This window comes from Streptomyces albidoflavus (assembly GCF_000719955.1).
Taxonomy (GTDB): domain Bacteria; phylum Actinomycetota; class Actinomycetes; order Streptomycetales; family Streptomycetaceae; genus Streptomyces; species Streptomyces albidoflavus.
In genome coordinates this window covers 24,898-42,861 of record NZ_JOII01000001.1, presented here as the reverse complement: position 1 = coordinate 42,861, position 17,964 = coordinate 24,898, and the positions used below count along the sequence as shown (strand labels likewise).

Annotated in this window: 17 protein-coding genes; 6 read left to right on the top strand and 11 right to left on the bottom strand. The window is 73.4% G+C overall.

What is annotated here, in order from left to right:
• The first annotated feature begins 7 nt into the window (after positions 1 to 7).
• Positions 8 to 859: a helix-turn-helix domain-containing protein gene (locus IF45_RS0100205; protein WP_030304738.1), complete on the top strand. Its 852-nt coding sequence runs from the start codon at positions 8 to 10 to the stop codon at positions 857 to 859.
• Here the strand turns inward: IF45_RS0100205 and IF45_RS0100200 are convergent.
• On the bottom strand, positions 856 to 1,524 hold the full coding sequence (locus IF45_RS0100200; protein ID WP_030304732.1) for a uridine kinase family protein: 669 nt from the start codon (positions 1,522 to 1,524) through the stop codon (positions 856 to 858). The genes IF45_RS0100205 and IF45_RS0100200 overlap by 4 nt on opposite strands.
• 133 nt (positions 1,525 to 1,657) lie before the next feature.
• On the opposite strand from IF45_RS0100200, the gene IF45_RS0100195 reads away from it, so the two are divergent.
• Positions 1,658 to 2,071 (top strand): hypothetical protein, encoded by a 414-nt coding sequence (locus tag IF45_RS0100195; RefSeq protein WP_008403673.1) that lies wholly within the window; start codon positions 1,658 to 1,660, stop codon positions 2,069 to 2,071.
• Positions 2,072 to 2,171: 100 nt separating this feature from the next.
• Here IF45_RS0100195 and IF45_RS0100190 read toward each other — a convergent pair whose 3' ends face one another.
• The 4 genes from IF45_RS0100190 to IF45_RS0100175 form a co-directional block, all read right to left on the bottom strand.
• Complete coding sequence (locus IF45_RS0100190) at positions 2,172 to 3,089, bottom strand: aldehyde dehydrogenase family protein (protein ID WP_030304731.1); 918 nt, start codon at positions 3,087 to 3,089, stop codon at positions 2,172 to 2,174.
• Positions 3,079 to 4,554, bottom strand: a complete 1,476-nt coding sequence (locus IF45_RS0100185; RefSeq protein WP_107048024.1) for an aldehyde dehydrogenase family protein — start codon at positions 4,552 to 4,554, stop codon at positions 3,079 to 3,081. Before IF45_RS0100185 ends, IF45_RS0100190 begins: the two co-directional genes overlap by 11 nt.
• Positions 4,555 to 4,564: 10 nt before the next feature.
• A complete protein-coding gene (gene deoC / locus IF45_RS0100180; protein WP_030304729.1) occupies positions 4,565 to 5,518 on the bottom strand; it encodes a deoxyribose-phosphate aldolase in 954 nt (317 codons plus the stop codon).
• A gap of 160 nt (positions 5,519 to 5,678) precedes the next feature.
• Positions 5,679 to 6,509, bottom strand: a complete 831-nt coding sequence (locus IF45_RS0100175) for an alpha/beta fold hydrolase (RefSeq protein ID WP_003948363.1) — start codon at positions 6,507 to 6,509, stop codon at positions 5,679 to 5,681.
• A gap of 352 nt (positions 6,510 to 6,861) precedes the next feature.
• Between IF45_RS0100175 and IF45_RS0100170 the strand changes: the two genes are divergently transcribed.
• Positions 6,862 to 7,473 carry a PH domain-containing protein gene (locus tag IF45_RS0100170; RefSeq protein WP_030304727.1) on the top strand — a complete coding sequence of 204 codons (612 nt, stop codon included), beginning with the start codon at positions 6,862 to 6,864 and terminating at the stop codon, positions 7,471 to 7,473.
• A gap of 91 nt (positions 7,474 to 7,564) precedes the next feature.
• Here the strand turns inward: IF45_RS0100170 and IF45_RS0100165 are convergent, their stop codons facing one another.
• From IF45_RS0100165 to IF45_RS0100155, 3 genes are all read right to left on the bottom strand, one after another.
• Entirely contained in the window at positions 7,565 to 9,229 is a 1,665-nt protein-coding gene (locus tag IF45_RS0100165) for a phospho-sugar mutase (protein ID WP_030304726.1), read from the bottom strand.
• Positions 9,230 to 9,278: 49 nt separating this feature from the next.
• A complete protein-coding gene (locus tag IF45_RS0100160) occupies positions 9,279 to 10,103 on the bottom strand; it encodes a purine-nucleoside phosphorylase (protein WP_003948360.1) in 825 nt (274 codons plus the stop codon).
• An 84-nt stretch (positions 10,104 to 10,187) separates the two neighbouring features.
• Entirely contained in the window at positions 10,188 to 10,625 is a 438-nt protein-coding gene (locus IF45_RS0100155) for a gamma-glutamylcyclotransferase family protein (RefSeq protein WP_003948359.1), read from the bottom strand.
• Positions 10,626 to 10,752: 127 nt separating this feature from the next.
• Here IF45_RS0100155 and IF45_RS0100150 point away from each other — a divergent pair, with 127 nt between their 5' ends.
• Both IF45_RS0100150 and IF45_RS0100145 read left to right on the top strand, forming a co-directional pair.
• A complete protein-coding gene (locus tag IF45_RS0100150; RefSeq protein ID WP_008411127.1) occupies positions 10,753 to 12,201 on the top strand; it encodes an NAD(P)H-quinone dehydrogenase in 1,449 nt (482 codons plus the stop codon).
• Positions 12,202 to 12,510: 309 nt separating this feature from the next.
• Positions 12,511 to 13,473: a DeoR/GlpR family DNA-binding transcription regulator gene (locus IF45_RS0100145; protein WP_008411125.1), complete on the top strand. Its 963-nt coding sequence runs from the start codon at positions 12,511 to 12,513 to the stop codon at positions 13,471 to 13,473.
• 33 nt (positions 13,474 to 13,506) lie between these two features.
• On the opposite strand, the gene IF45_RS0100140 is transcribed toward IF45_RS0100145, so the two are convergent.
• A complete protein-coding gene (locus IF45_RS0100140; RefSeq protein WP_008411123.1) occupies positions 13,507 to 14,082 on the bottom strand; it encodes a TetR/AcrR family transcriptional regulator in 576 nt (191 codons plus the stop codon).
• Positions 14,083 to 14,247: 165 nt separating this feature from the next.
• On the opposite strand from IF45_RS0100140, the gene IF45_RS33070 reads away from it, so the two are divergent.
• Positions 14,248 to 14,406, top strand: coding sequence for a hypothetical protein (locus tag IF45_RS33070; protein ID WP_157846479.1), 159 nt, complete (start codon positions 14,248 to 14,250; stop codon positions 14,404 to 14,406).
• 72 nt (positions 14,407 to 14,478) lie between these two features.
• On the opposite strand, the gene IF45_RS0100130 is transcribed toward IF45_RS33070, so the two are convergent.
• Both IF45_RS0100130 and IF45_RS0100125 read right to left on the bottom strand, forming a co-directional pair.
• Positions 14,479 to 15,561 carry a YncE family protein gene (locus IF45_RS0100130; protein ID WP_051720654.1) on the bottom strand — a complete coding sequence of 361 codons (1,083 nt, stop codon included), beginning with the start codon at positions 15,559 to 15,561 and terminating at the stop codon, positions 14,479 to 14,481.
• 281 nt (positions 15,562 to 15,842) lie between these two features.
• Positions 15,843 to 17,615, bottom strand: coding sequence for an acetyl/propionyl/methylcrotonyl-CoA carboxylase subunit alpha (locus tag IF45_RS0100125; RefSeq protein ID WP_003948354.1), 1,773 nt, complete (start codon positions 17,613 to 17,615; stop codon positions 15,843 to 15,845).
• Positions 17,616 to 17,964: the final 349 nt, after the last annotated feature.

Here is a 17,964-nt window from a genome sequence, read left to right as displayed (position 1 = left end):
GTGACCGGTGAGCACCGACTACCAGCAAGCCAGGGTGGCCCTCGGAGTGCGGCTGCGCGAACTCCGTTTCACCTGCCCTGGTGGTCGGCTCACCGGTCAGCAGCTCGCCCTGCGCCTCGGGTGGGCGGGCTCCAAGGTCAGCAAGTTGGAGCACGGCAGGCAGACGGCCACTCCCGAGGATCTGCGGGCGTGGGCGGACGCCACCGGGCAACCAGAGGCATACGCCGAGCTGGCCGCGCGGCTGGCGGGGTTCGAATCGCACATCAGGTCGTGGCGTCGCGCGCTCGCCAACGGTTTCAAGCCGATGCACGAGGGACTGAGTGCCGAGATCGATCGGGCTTCCGAGATGTGGATCTGGGAGGAGTCCGTCATCCCCGGGCTCCTCCAGACCCCCGAGTACGCCCGTCACGTCATCCAGCGGTATGCGGAGCTGCTGGGCGGGGCCAGCGACGTCGAGGCGGCTGTGCTCTCGCGGGTGCGGCGGCAGGAGTGGCTGTACCGGCCTGGTCGGAAGCTGTACGTCCTGGTGTGGGAAGCCGCGCTGCGGTCACTGATCTGCCCGCCTTCCGTGCTGGCCGCGCAGCTCGACCGACTCGCCGGGATGATCGGGATGGACACGGTGGAGCTGGGGGTCGTCCCGTTCAGCGCCTCGGTCAAGATCGTGCCCGCCAACGGGTTCTGGGTCTTCGACGACCGTCTGGTGGTCGCCGAGGACTGGCACGCCGAGATGTGGCTGGACGACGCGGACAACGTCACCCTCTACAGGAGGGTCTGGCACACCTTGCACGCGTCAGCCGTTCACGGGGCCGAGGCCCACCGCGTCATCCACACCGCCCGCCGCGCCCTGGACGCCGGCTAGCGGGTCGCCTCCGATCCCGCCACCGGGCGGTCCCCCGTCCCCCGTGCCGTCACATGGCGCCCCGCCGCCGCTGCGGCCAGGCGGCAGAGGGCCTCTTCGCGGGTGCAGGGGTGGGCGCCGAGGGCGGACTGGCGGGCGATGATGGCGCGTTCGGCGCGCAGGAGGCGCCAGCCCCGGCGGAGGAGGACCGGGAGGGGCTTGCGGGCCTCGCGGAGGTCGCGGGCGAGGCGGCGCCGGAAGGTGGTGGTGGGGTGGCCGCGCAGGCAGAGGGCGTCGGCGAGCAGGCCCCGTTCGCGGCAGCGTTCCACCAGGTCGGCCGCGAAGATGCCCTCGGCGATGAAGAGCGGGGTGCGGTCGATGTCCAGGGTCGACGCGCCGACGCGGGCGCTGGCCCCGATGTCGTAGACCGGGACGCGTGCGCGGCCCCGGCGGCAGAGGGACTCGATGGCGTCGAGGGCCGCGTCGGAGTCCCAGGCGAGCGGGGAGTCCCAGTCGGTCTCGCCCGTGGCGGGGAGCAGCGGCAGCGTGGGGTCGCCGGTCTCCTTGTAGAAGTCGTCGAGTGCCAGCACCGGCAGGCCGGAGTGGGCGGCGAGCGAGGTCTTGCCGGAACCGGAGGGACCGGTCAGCAGGACCACGCGGGTCGGTATCGGACTGAGGCTGCTCACGGGAGAACAGTGTGCGGCATCCACCCGAAGGGTTCACCTTCCGGGGCGGCCTTTGGAACGCACGTCACGCCTGAATTACGCTGGGTGTCCGCATGCTCACAGTTGTCCGCAACTTCCCCTCAGGTGGCGCACCATGGCACGACACGCAGCACCCTCCCGACCGACCGCCCCGCGCGCCCTGCTCCGCGCCGGCCTCACCCTCGGCGCGCTGGGCGCCGCGCTGACCGCCGGGGCGGCCACCGCCCAGGCCGCCGAGGAGCAGCCGGGCGCCGCGACCGGCGAGACCCTGTCCGCCGTCACCGGCGCCGTCGGCATCGCCGCCGGCTCGCTCGACTCGGCGACCACGCACAGCCTCGGCCCGGTGAAGAACCTCCAGATCAACCCCCTGGCGGGCACCGGGACCGACCCGCTGGACAACACCGTCGGCACCCAGGTCGCCGACTTCCAGCCCATCTCCACCGAGGCGGTCACCGGGTCGCTCGCCAACGGCGGCTCGCTCACCGACCTGCCGGTGGTCGGCCAGGTCGCGGGGCTCCTGCCGGGCTGAGCCGGGAGGAGGACGCGCGAGGAGTACGCACGTACGCGGGCGGGGCGGGGTCTGTGCGACCCCGCCCCGCCCGTCGTCGTACCCGTGGTGCGTCCGCGCGTCAGTACGCCGAGCCGGAGACGCCCAGCGAACCCGTGGGGTGCCAGACCGTCTTGGTCTCCAGGAACGGGGTCAGGCGGCGGATGCCGGGGTCGGCGGTGAAGTCCTCGCCGTCGCCCTCGGCGTCGGCCGGGCGCAGCACGCGCTTGAGGTTGTCGGCGGCGGCCCGCTCCAGCTCCACGGCGAGTTCGGCCGGGGCGCCGGTCAGGTCGATCGCGTTGACGTCCTGGTGGGCGGCGAGCGGGGCCGCCAGTTCGGCGGTGCGGCCGCTGAGGATGTTGACCGCGCCGCCGGGGACGTCCGAGGTGGCCAGGACCTCGCCGAGGGTCAGCGCGGGCAGCGGCCGGTCCTCGGAGGCAACCACCACGGCGGTGCAGCCGGTGGCGAGCACGGGGGCGAGCACCGAGACCAGGCCGAGCAGCGAGGAGCGCTGCGGGGCGAGGACGGCGACGACCCCGGTCGGCTCGGGCGAGGAGAGGTTGAAGAAGGGGCCCGCGACCGGGTTGGCGCCGCCCGCGACCTGGGCGATCTTGTCGGTCCACCCGGCGTACCAGACCCAGCGGTCGACGGCGGCCGACACCTGGGCGGCGGCCTTGGCGCGGGAGAGCCCCTCGGCCTCGGCGACCTCGCGGGTGAACTGGTCCGCGCGGCCCTCCAGCATCTCCGCGACCCGGTACAGGACCTGGCCCCGGTTGTACGCGGTCGCGCCCGACCAGCCGCCGAACGCCTTGCGGGCGGCGACCACCGCGTCCCGGGCGTCCTTGCGGGAGCCCTGCGGGGCGTTGGCGAGCGGACGGTCCTTGGAGTCGGTCACCTCGTACACCCGGCCGCTCTCGCTGCGGGGGAACTTCCCCCCGACGTACAGCTTGTAGGTCTTGAACACGGAGAGCCGCACCGTCGGCTCCGGCTTATCGGACATCGAGGTACGCCTCCAGACCGTGCCGGCCGCCCTCGCGGCCGTGGCCCGACTCCTTGTAGCCGCCGAAGGGCGACGTGGGGTCGAACTTGTTGAACGAGTTGGCCCACACCACGCCCGCGCGCAGCTTCTCGGCGACCGCGAGGATGCGCGAGCCCTTCTCCGACCAGATGCCGGCGGAGAGGCCGTACGGCGTGTTGTTGGCCTTGGCGACCGCCTCGGCCGGGGTGCGGAAGGTCAGCACCGACAGGACCGGGCCGAAGATCTCCTCACGGGCGATCCGGTGGGCCTGGGTGACCTGGGTGAAGACGGTCGGCGCGAACCAGTGGCCGGTGGACGGCAGCTCGCAGGGGGCGCTCCAGCGCTCGGCGCCCTCGGCCTCGCCCGCGTCGGTCAGCTCGGTGATGCGGGCCAGCTGCTCGGCGGAGTTGATCGCGCCGATGTCGGTGTTCTTGTCCAGCGGGTCGCCGAGGCGCAGCGTGGTCAGCCGCCGCTTGAGGGCGTCCACCACCTCCTCGGCCACCGACTCCTGGACCAGCAGGCGCGAACCGGCGCAGCAGACCTGGCCCTGGTTGAAGAAGATGCCGCTGACGATGCCCTCGACGGCCTGGTCGAGCGGGGCGTCGTCGAAGACGATGTTGGCGCCCTTGCCGCCCAGCTCCAGGGTGAGCTTCTTGCGGGTGCCCGCGACCGTGCGGGCGATCTCCTTGCCGACGGCGGTCGAGCCGGTGAAGGCGACCTTGTCGACGTCCGGGTGGGCGGTCAGGGCCGCGCCCGCGTCGCCGTAGCCGGGGAGGATGTTGACGACGCCCTTGGGCAGGCCCGCGCTGCGGCAGATGTCGGCGAAGAAGAGCGCCGAGAGCGGCGTCGTCTCGGCCGGCTTCAGCACGACGGTGTTGCCCGCCGCCAGCGCCGGGGCGATCTTCCACGCCAGCATGAGGAGCGGGAAGTTCCACGGGATGACCTGCGCGGCCACACCGAGCGGGCGCGGGTCGGGGCCGAAGCCGGCGTGGGCCAGCTTGTCGGCCCAGCCCGCGTAGTAGAAGAAGTGCGCGGCGACCAGCGGGAGGTCGCTGTCGCGGGTCTCCTTGATCGGCTTGCCGTTGTCCAGGGTCTCCAGGACGGCCAGTTCGCGGCTGCGCTCCTGGATGATCCGGGCGATCCGGAAGAGGTACTTGGCGCGCTCGGCGCCGGGCAGCGCCGACCAGGGGCCGAAGGCCCGGCGGGCCGCCTTCACCGCGCGGTCCACGTCCTCGGCGCCCGCGCGGGCCACCTCGGAGAGGACCTCCTCGGTCGAGGGGGAGAGGGTCTTGAAGACCTGCCCGTCGGCCGCCTCGGTGAACTCGCCGTCGATGAAGAGCCCGTAGGAGGGGGCGAGGTCCACCACCGCGCGGGACTCGGGGGCGGGGGCGTAGAGGAAGGGACCGCCGAAGGCGTCCTTGGCCGCGCCGGATGTCGTCTCGCTCATCTCGGCCATCTCAGTCCACCGTGACGTAGTCGGGGCCGGAGTACCGGCCGGTACGGAGCTTCTGGCGCTGCATCAGCAGGTCGCCGAGGAGGCTGGAGGCGCCGAAGCGGAACCAGTGGCTGTCCAGCCAGTCCGGGCCCGCCGTCTCGTTCACCAGCACCAGGAACTTCACGGCGTCCTTGGCCGTACGGATGCCGCCCGCGGGCTTCACCCCGATCTGGACGCCGGTCCGGTCGCGGAAGTCGCGGACGGCCTGGAGCATCAGCAGGGTGTTGGCGGGGGTGGCGTTGACGCCGACCTTGCCGGTCGAGGTCTTGATGAAGTCGGCGCCGGCCAGCATCGACAGCCACGAGGCACGGCGGATGTTGTCGTACGTGGAGAGTTCGCCGGTCTCGAAGATGACCTTCAGCCGGGCGTCGCCCGCGGCCTCCTTGACGGCGGTGATCTCCTCGTGGACCTTGCCGTAGTTCCCCGCGAGGAACGCGCCCCGGTCGATCACCATGTCGATCTCGTCGGCGCCGGCCGCGACCGCCTCGCGGGTGTCGGCCAGCTTCACGTCGAGCGTGACCCGCCCGGCCGGGAAGCCGGTCGCCACCGAGGCGACCTTCACCGGCGAACCGGCGACGGCGGCCTTGGCGGTGGCCACCATGTCGGGGTAGACGCAGACGGCGGCGGTCTGCGGCGTCGAGCGGTCGGACGGATCGGGCAGGACGGCCTTGGCGCCGAGCGCCCGCACCTTCCCCGCCGTGTCCGACCCCTCCAGCGTGGTCAGGTCGATCATGGAGATCGCCAGGTCCAAGGCGTACGCCTTGGCCGTGGTCTTGATGGACCTGGTCCCGAGCGCGGCGGCGCGGGTCTCCAGTCCTACCGGGTCGACGCCGGGCAGCCCGTGCAGGAACCGGCGGAGGCCGGTCTCCGTGGCGGTCACGTCGCCGAACTCACTCTTGAGTTCCTTCCTGGACATACTCACGCCGGTGAGCATATCTACGCGCGTAGGACGGTGTACAGCCGCAGGGGCGGCAGAGTGGGGGCGCGGTCGCCGCGAGGGCGTGCGCGGGTGGGCGGAGGGGCGCCCGCGCGGGGCGTCCCTCCGTCGGCCACTCCTCCTGAGGCGGAGCGGGAAGCTAGGAGCGGATGAAGGCGAGGAGGTCAGGGTTGAGCACCTCGGGGCGGGTCGACAGCATTCCGTGCGGGAAGCCCTCGTAGCTCTTGAGGGTGCCGTCGGGCAGCAGGGCCGCGGACTTCGGTCCCGCGTCCGCGTAGGGCACCACCTGGTCGTCCGTCCCGTGCATGACCAGCACCGGAACCTCGATCTGCCGGAGGTCCTCGGTGAAGTCGGTCTCCGAGAACGCCTTGATGCACTCGTAGTGCGCGTTGGCGGCGCCCGACATGCCCAGCGCCCACCAGCGGTCGATCAGCCCCTGGGACACCTCGGCGTCCGGCCGGTTGAAGCCGTAGAACGGGCCCTCGGCCACCTCGATGTAGAACTGGGCGCGGTTGGCGGCCAGGGAGGCGCGGAAGCCGTCGAAGACCTCGATCGGGGTGCCTTCCGGGTTGCTCTCCTTCTTGACCATCACCGGCGGGACCGCGCTGACCAGGACGGCCTTCGCCACCCGGCCCGGCTTCGCCCGCGCGACGTAGCGGGCCACCTCGCCGCCGCCGGTGGAGTGCCCGATGTGCACGGCGTCCTTGAGATCGAGGGCGTCGGTCAGCGTGGCCACGTCGGCGGCGTAGGTGTCCATGTCGTGCCCGCCGGACGGCTGGCCGGAGCGGCCGTGTCCGCGGCGGTCGTGGGCGATGACGCGGAAGCCCTGGCCGAGGAAGTAGAGCAACTGGGAGTCCCAGTCGTCGGAGCTGAGCGGCCAGCCGTGGTGGAAGACGACCGGCTGTCCGTCGCGCGGCCCCCAGTCCTTGTAGAAGATCTCGGTACCATCCGAGGCGGTTACCGTGCTCATGACTGTCCCTCCGGAGTGGGGTGGGCTCTGTGTGCCGCGGTCCGCCACCGCGCGACCGGCGGGCGCTCTCTCCGCCCGGCGCCGGCCGGGCCGACGGAGGTTCCCGACGGTGATCTGTGCCGTGGGAGACGCGGGGCCGGCCGCTTCGGACGTGATGCCGGTCCGCCGAGCGGGGTCACCGGCCTCGTCGTGCAGCCTCTTCCCAGCGTCACGCAGCCCCGTACCGCGTGCAAGGCGGGCATTCCTGCCGCGGTCCGTGCCCCTCCGTACGCGCCTGTGGCCCTCGGCGCGGACGCCGCCGTCCGGGGCCTGTGCTGCGGGCCGCGGTGGCCGGTGGGGCAGAATCGCACTCATGAGCACCCCGCAGTCCTCCGCACCGGAGCCGAGAACCTACCGGTCCACCGCCTCCCTGGTGGCCGGCGCCCTGTTGCTGGCACTCGGCGCCTGGTTCGGCGTCGACGCGATCTGGCGCGGCAGCGGGCGCACCCCGTGGCTGGCCCTGGCGGCCCTGGTGCTGCTGGTCCCGCTGGTCGTCGCCTACACGCTGCGCCCCGCCGTCGTCTCCGACGAGGACCGCCTCACCGTCCGCAACCCCTTCCGCACCGTCACGCTGCCCTGGGCCGCCGTGGCCGAACTGCGCTCCGGCTTCACCAACGAGGTCCGCAGCGACGGCCGCACCTACCAGCTCTGGGCGCTCCCGGTCTCGCTCCGCGCCCGCAAGAAGGCCGCCCGTGCCCAGATGCGCGACGCCGTGGCCGACCCGCACGGGGCCACCCCGACCACCGTCGCCCAGCCGACCCGCAGCGACTCCGACCAGGCCGTCGAGGACCTGCGCGAGATCGCCGAGCGCCGCGCCGCCGCGCCGGGCGCGCAGGGTCCGGCCGTGGTGCGCTGGGCGTTCGAGATCATCGCGCCGGCCGCCGTGGGCGCGATCGCCCTGGTGGTACTGGTCGCGACCGGCTGAACCCGGCCTCGGGCCCGCCCGTCCGCGCGTACGACTCCGCCGCCCGTCCCCGAGGGGGAGGGCGGCGGAGTCGTACGTACGAAGCGGACGGTCAGAGTCCGGCGGCCTCGGCGAGGTCCGTCTCGACGGCGGCCAGGGTGCGGGCGGCGGCGGCCCGCGCCTCGGGCAGCCCCTCCGGGCCGCCGACCGGGACGACCGCCTCCAGGTAGCACTTGAGCTTGGGCTCGGTGCCGCTGGGGCGGACCACGACGCGGGCGCCGTCCAGCGTGTACCGCAGGCCGTCGGTGGGCGGCAGCCCGCCCGCGCCCGCGCCCAGGTCCTCGGTCCGGACCACCGGCAGGCCGCCGAGGCGTTCCGGCGGGGCCGAGCGCAGCCGCTCCATGGCGTCGGCGATGACGGAGAGGTCCTCCACCCGGACCGACAGCTGCGAGGTGGCGTGGACGCCGTGGCGGACGGCCAGTTCGTCCAGCAGGTCGAGCAGGGTCCGGCCCTCCTCCTTCAGCTCCGAGGCCAGCTCGGTCAGGAGGAGCGCCGCCGTGATGCCGTCCTTGTCGCGGACGCCGTCCGGGTCGACGCAGTAGCCGAGCGCCTCCTCGTAGCCGAAGGCCAGGCCCTCGGCGCGGGAGATCCACTTGAAGCCGGTCAGCGTCTCCGCGTACCCGGCGCCCGCCGCCTCCGCGATCCGCGAGAGCAGCGAGGAGGAGACGATCGAGGTGGCGAGCACCCCGCCCTTCGGCAGTCCCCGGCGGACCAGGTGGGCGGCGAGCAGCGCGCCCGTCTCGTCGCCGCGCAGCATCCGCCAGCCGCCCTCGGCCGCCTCGTCCGGGACGGCGGCGGCGAGCCGGTCGGCGTCCGGGTCGTTGGCGAGGACCAGGTCGGGGGAGTGGCGGCGGGCCGTGGCGAGCGCCAGGTCCATGGCGCCGGGCTCCTCCGGGTTGGGGAAGGCCACGGTGGGGAAGTCCGGGTCCGGCTCGGCCTGCTCGGCCACCGCCACCGGCGCCGGGAACCCGGCCCGTGCGAAGGCGGCCGCCAGCGGCGCCGCGCCCACGCCGTGCAGCGCGGTGTGGACGGTGGTCGCCGACCGGGCGGAACCGGGGGCGAGGACACCGGCGGCCCGGTCCAGGTACGCCTCGACCACCGCCTCGTCGAGCACCGTGCCGCCGCCCTCGGTGCGCGGTACGGAGTCCAGCGCGCCGATCGCCGCGATCCGGGCCGCGATCTCGCGGTCGGCGGGCTCCACGATCTGGCTGCCGTCGCCGAGGTAGACCTTGTAGCCGTTGTCCCGGGGCGGGTTGTGGCTGGCCGTCACCTCGACGCCCGCGACCGCGCCCAGGTGCCGGACGGCGAAGGCGAGGACCGGGGTGGGCAGCGGGCGGGGCAGGAGCAGGGCGGTGAGCCCCGCCCCCGCCATCACCTCGGCGGTGTCCCGGGCGAACCGCGCGGAGTTGTGCCGCGCGTCGTAGCCGACGACGACCGGGCCCGCCCCGGCCTGCCCGGTGTCCCGCAGGTAGGCGGCGAGTCCGGCGGCGGCCCGGATCACCACGGCCCGGTTCATCCGGGTCGGGCCCGCGCCCAGCTCCCCGCGGAGCCCGGCCGTGCCGAAGGTCAGCGTCCCCGCGAACCGTTCGGCCAGCGGCGCCGGATCGGTCTCGGCGGCCTTGATCAGGGCGGCCAGTTCCGCGCGGGTCTCGGGATCGGGGTCCTCGGCGAGCCAGGCGGCGGCCCGCCGGTTCAGGTCGTCGGACGGGGCGGACATGCGGTGCCTCTCTGCGGGCGGGACGGCGGACGGGCGGGGCGCGGGGCTGTCAGACGCGGCCGAGGACCTGGCGCAGGAGCGCTCCCATCCGGGTGGCGGAGTCGCGGCCGGCCTGGAGCACCTCCTCGTGGCTCAGCGGCTGGCCGGTCATGCCGGCGGCGAGGTTGGTGACCAGGGAGATGCCCAGCACCTCGGCCCCGGCCTCACGGGCGGCGATGGACTCCAGCGCGGTCGACATGCCGACCAGGTCGGCGCCGAGGGTGCGGGCCATCCGGATCTCGGCGGGCGTCTCGTAGTGCGGCCCGGTGAACTGGGCGTAGACGCCCTCCTCCAGGCTCGGGTCGATCTCCTTGCACAGGGCGCGCAGCCGCGGCGAGTACAGGTCGGTCAGGTCGATGAAGTTGGCGCCGACGACCGGGGAGGAGGCGGTGAGGTTCAGGTGGTCGCTGATGAGGACCGGCTGGCCGGGGGTCATGCCCTCGCGCAGGCCGCCGCAGCCGTTGGTCAGCACGATGGTCTTGCAGCCGGCGGCGACCGCCGTCCGCACCCCGTGCACGACCGCGGCGACGCCCCGGCCCTCGTAGAAGTGGGTGCGGCCGAGGAAGACCAGGGCGCGGCGGCCCTCGATGAGCTGGGAGCGGACGGTGCCGGCGTGGCCCTCGACGGCCGGCGGCGGGAAGCCCGGCAGCTCGGTGACGGGGAACTCGTGGTCCGCCGGGCCCAGCTGGTCGGCCGCGGGCAGCCAGCCCGAGCCCATCACCAGGGCGACGTCGTGGGTCTCGGCACCGGTCAGCGCGCGCAGCGTGGCGGCCGCGTCGTTCGCGGCGGTGTACGGGTCGCTGGGCAGATGTCCGGGGATGGCAGATGCGTTCACGGGGGAGAGCGTAGCCGCTCAGTGCCTACGCGCGTAGACGGCGGGGGTGATTCAGGTACGGACCAGCCAGGGGCCCTTCGCTGGTCAGCAGGGTCGTTTGCGCAGTTCCATCACGTAGTCGTGCGGGGCGCCGGCGGACTCGGCGGCGTCCGCGATCTCGCCGAGGTAGCGGGCGGAGGGCAGGCCGCCCTCGTAGCCGTTGAGGACGTAGACCCAGGCCGGCTCGGTGGCGTCCAGGGTGTCCACCCGGACCCGCATCCGGCGGTAGATGTCCATGCCCACGCCCTCCCACCGGTCCATCGCGTCCTCGTCCATCGGCGCGATGTCGTACAGCGCCACGAAGACCTGCGAGCGCGGCGCCTCCACGATGGTGGCGAGCGCCCCTTCCCAGCCCAGGTGCTCGCCGCCGAAGGTGAGCCGCCACCCGTTGAGCCACCCGGTGGCGCGTAGCGGGGAGTGCGGGGCGCGGCGGGACATGAGCCGCGCGTCGAGGGTGCCGGCGTAGGCGGCGAAGAGCGACATGGTTCCGAGGGTACGGCAGGAGCGGCGGGTGTCCGGGGGTTACGGAACCACAGCTCGGAGCGGCGCGACGCCCCCGGCACCCCGGACGGAGGGCCCCGGGGCGTCGCTCCCCGAGGCGTGCGGGACAATGGAGTACGTGACTCGGATCGTGATCATCGGTGGCGGACCTGGCGGCTACGAGGCGGCGCTGGTGGCCGCACAGCTCGGCGCGGAGGTGACCGTCGTCGACTGCGACGGCCTGGGCGGGGCGTCGGTGCTGACCGACTGCGTCCCGTCCAAGACCCTCATCGCCACGGCCGAGGTGATGACGACCTTCGACTCCTCCTACGAGGAGCTGGGCATCATCGTGGCCGACGACACCCCGCACATCGACTCACCCGCCCGGGTGGTCGGCGTCGACCTCGGCAAGGTCAACCGACGGGTGAAGCGCCTCGCGCTCGCCCAGTCCCACGACATCACCGCCTCGGTCACCCGGGCCGGCGCGCGGGTGCTGCGCGGCCGGGGCCGGCTGGAGGGCCAGCAGCAGACCGACGGTTCGCGCACCGTCGTGGTGACCGCCGCCGACGGCACCGAGGAGCGGCTGACCGCCGACGCGGTGCTGCTGGCGACCGGCGGCCACCCCCGTGAGCTGCCCGACGCCCAGCCCGACGGCGAACGCATCCTCAACTGGACCCAGGTCTACGACCTCGACGAGCTCCCCGAGGAGCTGATCGTGGTCGGCTCCGGCGTCACCGGCGCCGAGTTCGCCGGGGCGTACCAGGCACTCGGTTCCCGGGTCACGCTGGTCTCCAGCCGCGACCGGGTGCTCCCCGGCGAGGACCCGGACGCCGCCGCCGTCCTGGAGGACGTCTTCCGCCGCCGCGGCATGAACGTCATGGCCCGCTCCCGCGCCCAGTCCGCCAAGCGGGTCGGCGACCGCGTCGAGGTCACCCTCGCCGACGGCCGGGTCATCTCCGGCAGCCACTGCCTGATGGCGGTCGGCGCCGTCCCCAACAGCCAGGGGATGGGCCTGGAGGAGGCGGGCGTCCGCCTCAAGGAGTCCGGCCACATCTGGACCGACAAGGTCTCCCGCACCTCCGCCCCCGGCGTCTACGCGGCCGGTGACGTGACCGGCGTCTTCGCGCTGGCCTCGGTCGCCGCCATGCAGGGCCGGATCGCCATGTACCACTTCCTCGGCGACGCGGTGGCGCCGCTCGACCTGAAGACGGTCTCCGGCAACATCTTCACCGACCCCGAGATCGCCACCGTCGGCTACAGCCAGGCCGACGTCGACAAGGGCGTGATAGACGCCCGCGTCGTCAAGCTGCCGCTGCTGCGCAACCCGCGCGCCAAGATGCAGGGCATCCGGGACGGCTTCGTGAAGCTCTTCTGCCGTCCGGGCACCGGGATCGTGGTCGGCGGTGTCGTGGTGGCGCCGCGCGCCTCGGAACTGATCCACCCGATCTCGATCGCGGTCGACAACAATCTGACCGTCGAGCAGATCGCCAACACCTTCACGGTCTACCCCTCGCTCTCGGGTTCGATCGCCGAGGTGGCCCGCCAGCTCCACACCCGGAAGCTCGCCTCCGACTCCTGACGCCCCCGCACCCCGCACCCCGCACCCCGGCAGCCGCACCCGGCCGCCGGGGTCCCGGCGTTTCCGGGGCGCCCGCGCAGGTCAGGAGTGGGGTGTGCGGGAGCGTTTCTGCTCAGTGGGGCCCAGGGTTCCCGGGTGCCCGCAGGCAGCTCCGCAGGTGCTTCCGGGGTGGGCCAGTCGCATATACCACCTCGGCGGACCCGGTGCGAACAATTTCTGTTATCCGGCGCAAAGTGCTGAAAGCAGACGGTCGTTGGCATTACTGTCAGTTCCGTGTTCGCTGCAGAACGTCGCCAATTGATCCTCGAAATGGTGCGCGCCAACGGAGCCGTCTCGCTCCGGGAGCTCGCCCGCGTCGTCCAGACCTCCGAAGTGACCGTACGGCGGGACGTGCGGGCGCTGGAGGCGGAAGGACTCCTCGACCGCCGCCACGGCGGCGCCGTACTCCCGGGAGGTTTCACCCGCGAATCCGGGTTCCCGCAGAAATCCCACCTCGCCTCGGCGGAGAAGACCGCCATCGCCGACCTCGCCGCCGGACTGGTCGGCGAGGGGGAAGCCGTGGTCGTCGGCGCCGGTACGACCACCCAGGAGCTGGCCCGACGCCTCGCCCGGGTCCCCGGCCTGACCGTCGTCACCAACTCGCTGCTGGTCGCCCAGGCCCTCGCCCATGCCAACCGGGTGGAGGTCGTCATGACCGGCGGCACCCTGCGCGGCTCCAACTACGCCCTGGTCGGCAGCGGGGCCGAACAGTCCCTCCAGGGGCTGCGGGTCTCCCGCGCCTTCCTTTCCGGCACCGGGCTGACCGCCGAACGCGGCCTGTCCACCTCGAACATGCTCTCCGCCAGCGTCGACCGGGCCCTCGTCCAGGCCGCCGCCGAAGTCGTCGTCCTCGCCGACCACACCAAGCTCGGCAGCGACACCATGTTCCAGACGGTCCCCACCGACCTCATCACCCGGCTGGTCACCGACGAGCCGCCGGCCCACGAGGAGCGCGCCGCCGGCGAACTCCAGGCCCTCGCCGACCAGGGGGTGCAGATCTCCCTGGCCGGTTCCCACCAGCCGCCCGCCGAGGCGCCCCCGCCGCCGCCCGCGGGCGGCGGCCGGTCCGGCGGCGGGGTACGCCGCGAGGCGCCCCTGCCCGGCCAGCGCCGCACCGTCCACGGAGCGCCGCCCCCGGGCGGACCGCAGCTGCGCGGCGGTGCGGGCCCGGGGTCCCTCGGGGAACAGCAACTGGGGGAGCGCGGAAGGATGGCGGACCTGCGGCGGAGGTGAGCCGCCGCGCGGCCCCGGGCCGGCCGGGGCCGGTCAGTCCGGGCGGATGCCGCGCAGGGTGAGGGAGAGCAGGCGGTCGGCCAGCTCCGGCTCGTCCGGGGTGGCCTCGGCCGCCAGCGCGATGGCGTTGGTCAGCTGGAGCAGGTCGCCGATGGAGATGTCCGGGCGCACCACCCCCGCCTCCTGGGCGCGGCCCAGCAGCGCCGCACCGGCGTCCCGCATCGGGTCGCTGCACCGCGACAGCTCCGAACCGGTCCCGCTGGAGGCCGACATGAGCGCCCCGGAGAGCCCCTGGTACTCACTCGCATGAGTGATCAGTGAACGGAGCCACTCCACCAGCGCCGCACACGGACGCTCCGCCTCCAGCAACACCCGCGCCCGCTCCAGCAGCTCTCCCACGGCATCGGCGAAGACCGCGCTGAGCAGGGCCTCGCGGTGCGGGAAGTGGCGGTAGAGGGTGCCGATGCCGACGCCCGCGCGGCGCGCGATCTCCTCCAGCGAGGTGTCCGTGCCGTGCGCCGCGAAGGCGCGCCGGGCCTCGACGAGCAGGCGCTCACGGTTGCGCCGCGCGTCGGCGCGCAGGGGGCGCTGGTCCGTTTCGGTCGGCATGGGTTTCCCTCCCGGGGTGGGGCTCGGCCGCCCCTCGCTGCTCCTTCAGGATGCCATGGGGGCGTGGGGGGACGGGCCGCTCCGGGACCGGCCTGTGCCGGGCGGGCCCGGGGCGGCCCGGCACCGCAGCCGCCGGGGCTGTACCTGAGGAGCCGGCTCATCCTGGTGGGTGGGGGACTGCTCATGGCCGGTGTCGCGGCGCTGACTTCGGGGACCGCGTGCCTCGTGGCGGTCGTGGTGGTCGTGGTGGTGGGCGTGGGCGCGGTGGCCGCCTGGGCCCTGTACGACCACCGGACCGAGCGGCGGCGGGGCGACAGCGCGTAGGCGCGGGGGCCGCGGACGGGCCCGGCTCCTCGGTACCGGCCGTGCCGGTGAGGGGCCGGACCCGCCGCCGGGTCAGCGCGGGTCGGCCGCGGTCACGACGCGCAGCGAGAGGTGCGGGCCGTCGGTGCCGGTGACGGCGAACAGCCGGGTGCCGTCCGGCGACCAGGCCAGTCCGTTGGGCCGCAGGTAGGAGCCGGTGCCGGGGTCGAAGTCGACCACGCGGTAGGGCTCGGACTCGCCCTGCCGGAACAGGTAGACGTCCTCACCCCAGCTGTTGTTGACCCCGGCCGCCACCGCGCCCCGGGCCGACACCGCCGACGCGGTGGGGTACGCCACCGTCGGGTAGATGTGGTCGACCTCCAGGGAGTCGAGGTCCAGCGAGAGGTGGTGGTACGGGTAACCGCCCGTGGCCAGCAGGCTCTTGCCGTCCGGTGTCAGAGCCAGCCCGGTCAGAGCGCCGAGGTCCCCCGGATTGTCCTGGGCGACCAGCGGCTTCGGCGTCCCGGAACCGACGTCGTACACCGTGACGCCCGCGTTGCTCATGTACTGCTCGCCCGCGACGAGCTTGCCCGGCGCGGCGGGGGAGGCGGTCAGCCGCGGCGGCCCGCCCCAGTACCCCTCGGGCGTGAGGTTCAGGCGGACGACCGGCTTCGATCCGCCGAGGTCCAGCGAGCCGATGCTGCTCTCCCAGTTCTCGCCGTGGCTGAACCACAGCTTCCCGCCGGTCAGCGCGAGTTGCGCGGGCCCCGTCCCCTCGCCGGTGGGGTACCGCGCCTTCTGCCGGTACGTGGCCGTGTCGAGGGCGACGACGGCGTCCCCGTCGGCCAGGGCGACGTACAGGGTGCGGTTGTCCTTCGACAGGGCCAGGTCGGCGGCGCCGGGCAGCCCGTCGAGCTTGCGGACCACCTGCCCGTCGAAGTCGGTGACGAGCACGGAGCCGGTGACCCGGTCCGAGATGTACAGACGCTGGTGCCGCGCGTCCGTCTCCAGGTCGGAGTGGTACGCGTAGGGCAGTTCGGTCGTGCCGGGCTGCTCCGCCGTTGCTCCGGCGGCCCCCGCGGTGGCCGAGCCCGGCCCGAACAGGGCCAGCGCCCCCACCACGGTCACGGCGAGCAGGCGTCCCCAGCGGGCCCCACGATCCGGTCTCTGCTTCACGGCTGGTCCGTCCTTACGTCAGGGAGGTACGCGGCGCGGCGGGCCGGCACCGTCACCGGTACTCCGGCGAGAACGGCGCGCCCCGTGCGCGGAACGTGCAACATCTGCCCTGTGAAAGGGAGTTCACGCTTTCTCCATGGCGCGGACATCGGCGGCCCACCCGTCGCGGCCGGACGAGGGCCCGGGTGGAGGGGCGGGGTCTGCGCGAACCGGAGAAGGGAACAGGCCCTTCACGCGGTGCTCGCGTGAAGGGCCTGTCGCCGTACGGCCTGGTCAGCCGGTCAGTCCTTGATCTCGCAGATGACGGCGCCCGAGGTGATCGAGGCGCCGACCTCAGCGGCCAGGCCCTTGACGGTGCCGGAACGGTGGGCGTTCAGCGGCTGCTCCATCTTCATGGCCTCCAGCACGACGACGAGGTCGCCCTCCTTGACCTCCTGGCCCTCCTCCACCGCGATCTTGACGATGGTGCCCTGCATGGGCGAGGCGAGGCTGTCGCCGGAGGCGGCCGGGCCGGACTTCTTGGCGGCGCGGCGCTTCGGCTTGGCCCCGGCGGCCAGGCCGGTACGGGCCAGGGACATGCCCAGCGAGGACGGGAGGGAGACCTCCAGGCGCTTGCCGCCGACCTCCACCACGACCGTCTCGCGACCGGACTCGTCCTCGGCGTCACCGTCGGCGGGAGCGTCGAACGGCTTGATCTCGTTGACGAACTCGGTCTCGATCCACCGGGTGTGGACGGTGAACGGGTCGCTGGAGCCGGTGAGTTCGGGTGCGAAGGCCGGGTCGGCGACGACCGCGCGGTGGAACGGGATCGCCGTCGCCATGCCCTCGACGTTGAACTCCGCCAGCGCGCGGGCGGCGCGCTGGAGCGCCTGCTGGCGAGTGGCGCCGGTGACGATGAGCTTGGCCAGCAGGGAGTCCCAGGCCGGGCCGATCACGCTGCCCGACTCCACACCGGCGTCCAGGCGGACACCGGGGCCCGTCGGGGCGTCGAAGACGGTGACGGTGCCGGGCGCGGGCAGGAAGCCCCGGCCCGGGTCCTCGCCGTTGATGCGGAACTCGAAGGAGTGGCCGCGCAGCACGGGGTCCCCGTAGCCCAGCTCCTCGCCGTCGGCGATCCGGAACATCTCGCGGACCAGGTCGATCCCCGCGACCTCCTCGGTGACCGGGTGCTCCACCTGGAGGCGGGTGTTGACCTCCAGGAAGGAGATCGTGCCGTCGTTGCCGACGAGGAACTCGACGGTGCCCGCGCCGACGTAACCGGCTTCCTTGAGGATGGCCTTGGACGCCGAGTACAGCTGCTCGACCTGAGCCTCGCTCAGGAAGGGCGCGGGCGCCTCCTCGACCAGCTTCTGGTGGCGGCGCTGGAGCGAGCAGTCACGGGTGGAGACGACGACGACGTTGCCGTGCTGGTCGGCCAGGCACTGCGTCTCGACGTGGCGCGGCTTGTCCAGGTAGCGCTCGACGAAGCACTCGCCCCGGCCGAAGGCCGCGACGGCCTCACGCACGGCCGAGTCGTACAGCTCCGGCACCTCTTCGAGGGTGCGGGCCACCTTCAGTCCGCGGCCGCCGCCGCCGAACGCCGCCTTGATGGCGATGGGCAGGCCGTGCTCCTCGGCGAAGGCCACCACCTCGTCGGAACCGGAGACCGGGTCCGGGGTGCCGGCGACCAGCGGAGCACCGGCGCGCTGCGCGATGTGACGGGCCGCCACCTTGTCGCCGAGGTCGCGGATGGCCTGCGGCGGGGGACCGATCCAGGTCAGCCCCGCGTCGAGGACCGCCTGCGCGAACTCCGCGTTCTCGGAGAGGAACCCGTAGCCGGGGTGGATCGCGTCCGCACCGGAGTCCGCGGCGGCCTGGAGCACCTTGGCGATGTCCAGATAGCTGGCCGCGGGCGTGTCACCGCCCAGGGCGAACGCCTCGTCGGCCGCGCGGACGTGCAGCGCGTCCCGGTCCGGGTCGGCGTAGACGGCTACGCTCTCGATCCCCGCGTCCCGGCAGGCCCTGGCAACGCGGACAGCGATTTCGCCTCGGTTGGCGATGAGCACCTTGCGCACGATGGCTCCCTCCTTGAAACAAGCTGAGTTTAGGGACTGCCCACACGGCTCCACGACCCGTCCCCAGAGGTGAGCTTGCCCACACGGAGTGTGATCCGAGGCTCACGAAGGTGGCTGCATCCCTTGTCGCACCAAGGTACGCGGGGAATCCTCAAGAGGCAGCAGGTCCCCGGTGTGGTCAAGGTCTCTGTGGCCGGACGCGTCCCGCGCTCCCCGTTCTTTGTGGAATCCCTACGAAGGGCGTGGGATTTCTTTGCGGTCCGGCGGAGTGTCGCAGGAGTCTTGTCCGGGGGTTTACCGGTAAGTAGCGTTCGCGCTGTCGCCGTACTGCGGGTAACCGTGTGCGGCG

What these genes read in the sequence shown, in the direction of transcription:
- IF45_RS0100195 (WP_008403673.1), top strand. Translation starts at nt 1,658, where the DNA reads ATGGCACGACACGCAGCACCCTCCCGACCGACCGCCCCGCGCGCCCTG.
- IF45_RS0100190 (WP_030304731.1), bottom strand. Translation starts at nt 3,089, where the DNA reads ATGTCCGATAAGCCGGAGCCGACGGTGCGGCTCTCCGTGTTCAAGACC.
- IF45_RS0100185 (WP_107048024.1), bottom strand. Translation starts at nt 4,554, where the DNA reads ATGAGCGAGACGACATCCGGCGCGGCCAAGGACGCCTTCGGCGGTCCC.
- deoC (WP_030304729.1), bottom strand. Translation starts at nt 5,518, where the DNA reads ATGTCCAGGAAGGAACTCAAGAGTGAGTTCGGCGACGTGACCGCCACG.
- IF45_RS0100175 (WP_003948363.1), bottom strand. Translation starts at nt 6,509, where the DNA reads ATGAGCACGGTAACCGCCTCGGATGGTACCGAGATCTTCTACAAGGAC.
- IF45_RS0100170 (WP_030304727.1), top strand. Translation starts at nt 6,862, where the DNA reads ATGAGCACCCCGCAGTCCTCCGCACCGGAGCCGAGAACCTACCGGTCC.
- IF45_RS0100165 (WP_030304726.1), bottom strand. Translation starts at nt 9,229, where the DNA reads ATGTCCGCCCCGTCCGACGACCTGAACCGGCGGGCCGCCGCCTGGCTC.
- IF45_RS0100155 (WP_003948359.1), bottom strand. Translation starts at nt 10,625, where the DNA reads ATGTCGCTCTTCGCCGCCTACGCCGGCACCCTCGACGCGCGGCTCATG.
- IF45_RS0100150 (WP_008411127.1), top strand. Translation starts at nt 10,753, where the DNA reads ATGGAGTACGTGACTCGGATCGTGATCATCGGTGGCGGACCTGGCGGC.
- IF45_RS0100145 (WP_008411125.1), top strand. Translation starts at nt 12,511, where the DNA reads ATGGTGCGCGCCAACGGAGCCGTCTCGCTCCGGGAGCTCGCCCGCGTC.
- IF45_RS0100140 (WP_008411123.1), bottom strand. Translation starts at nt 14,082, where the DNA reads ATGCCGACCGAAACGGACCAGCGCCCCCTGCGCGCCGACGCGCGGCGC.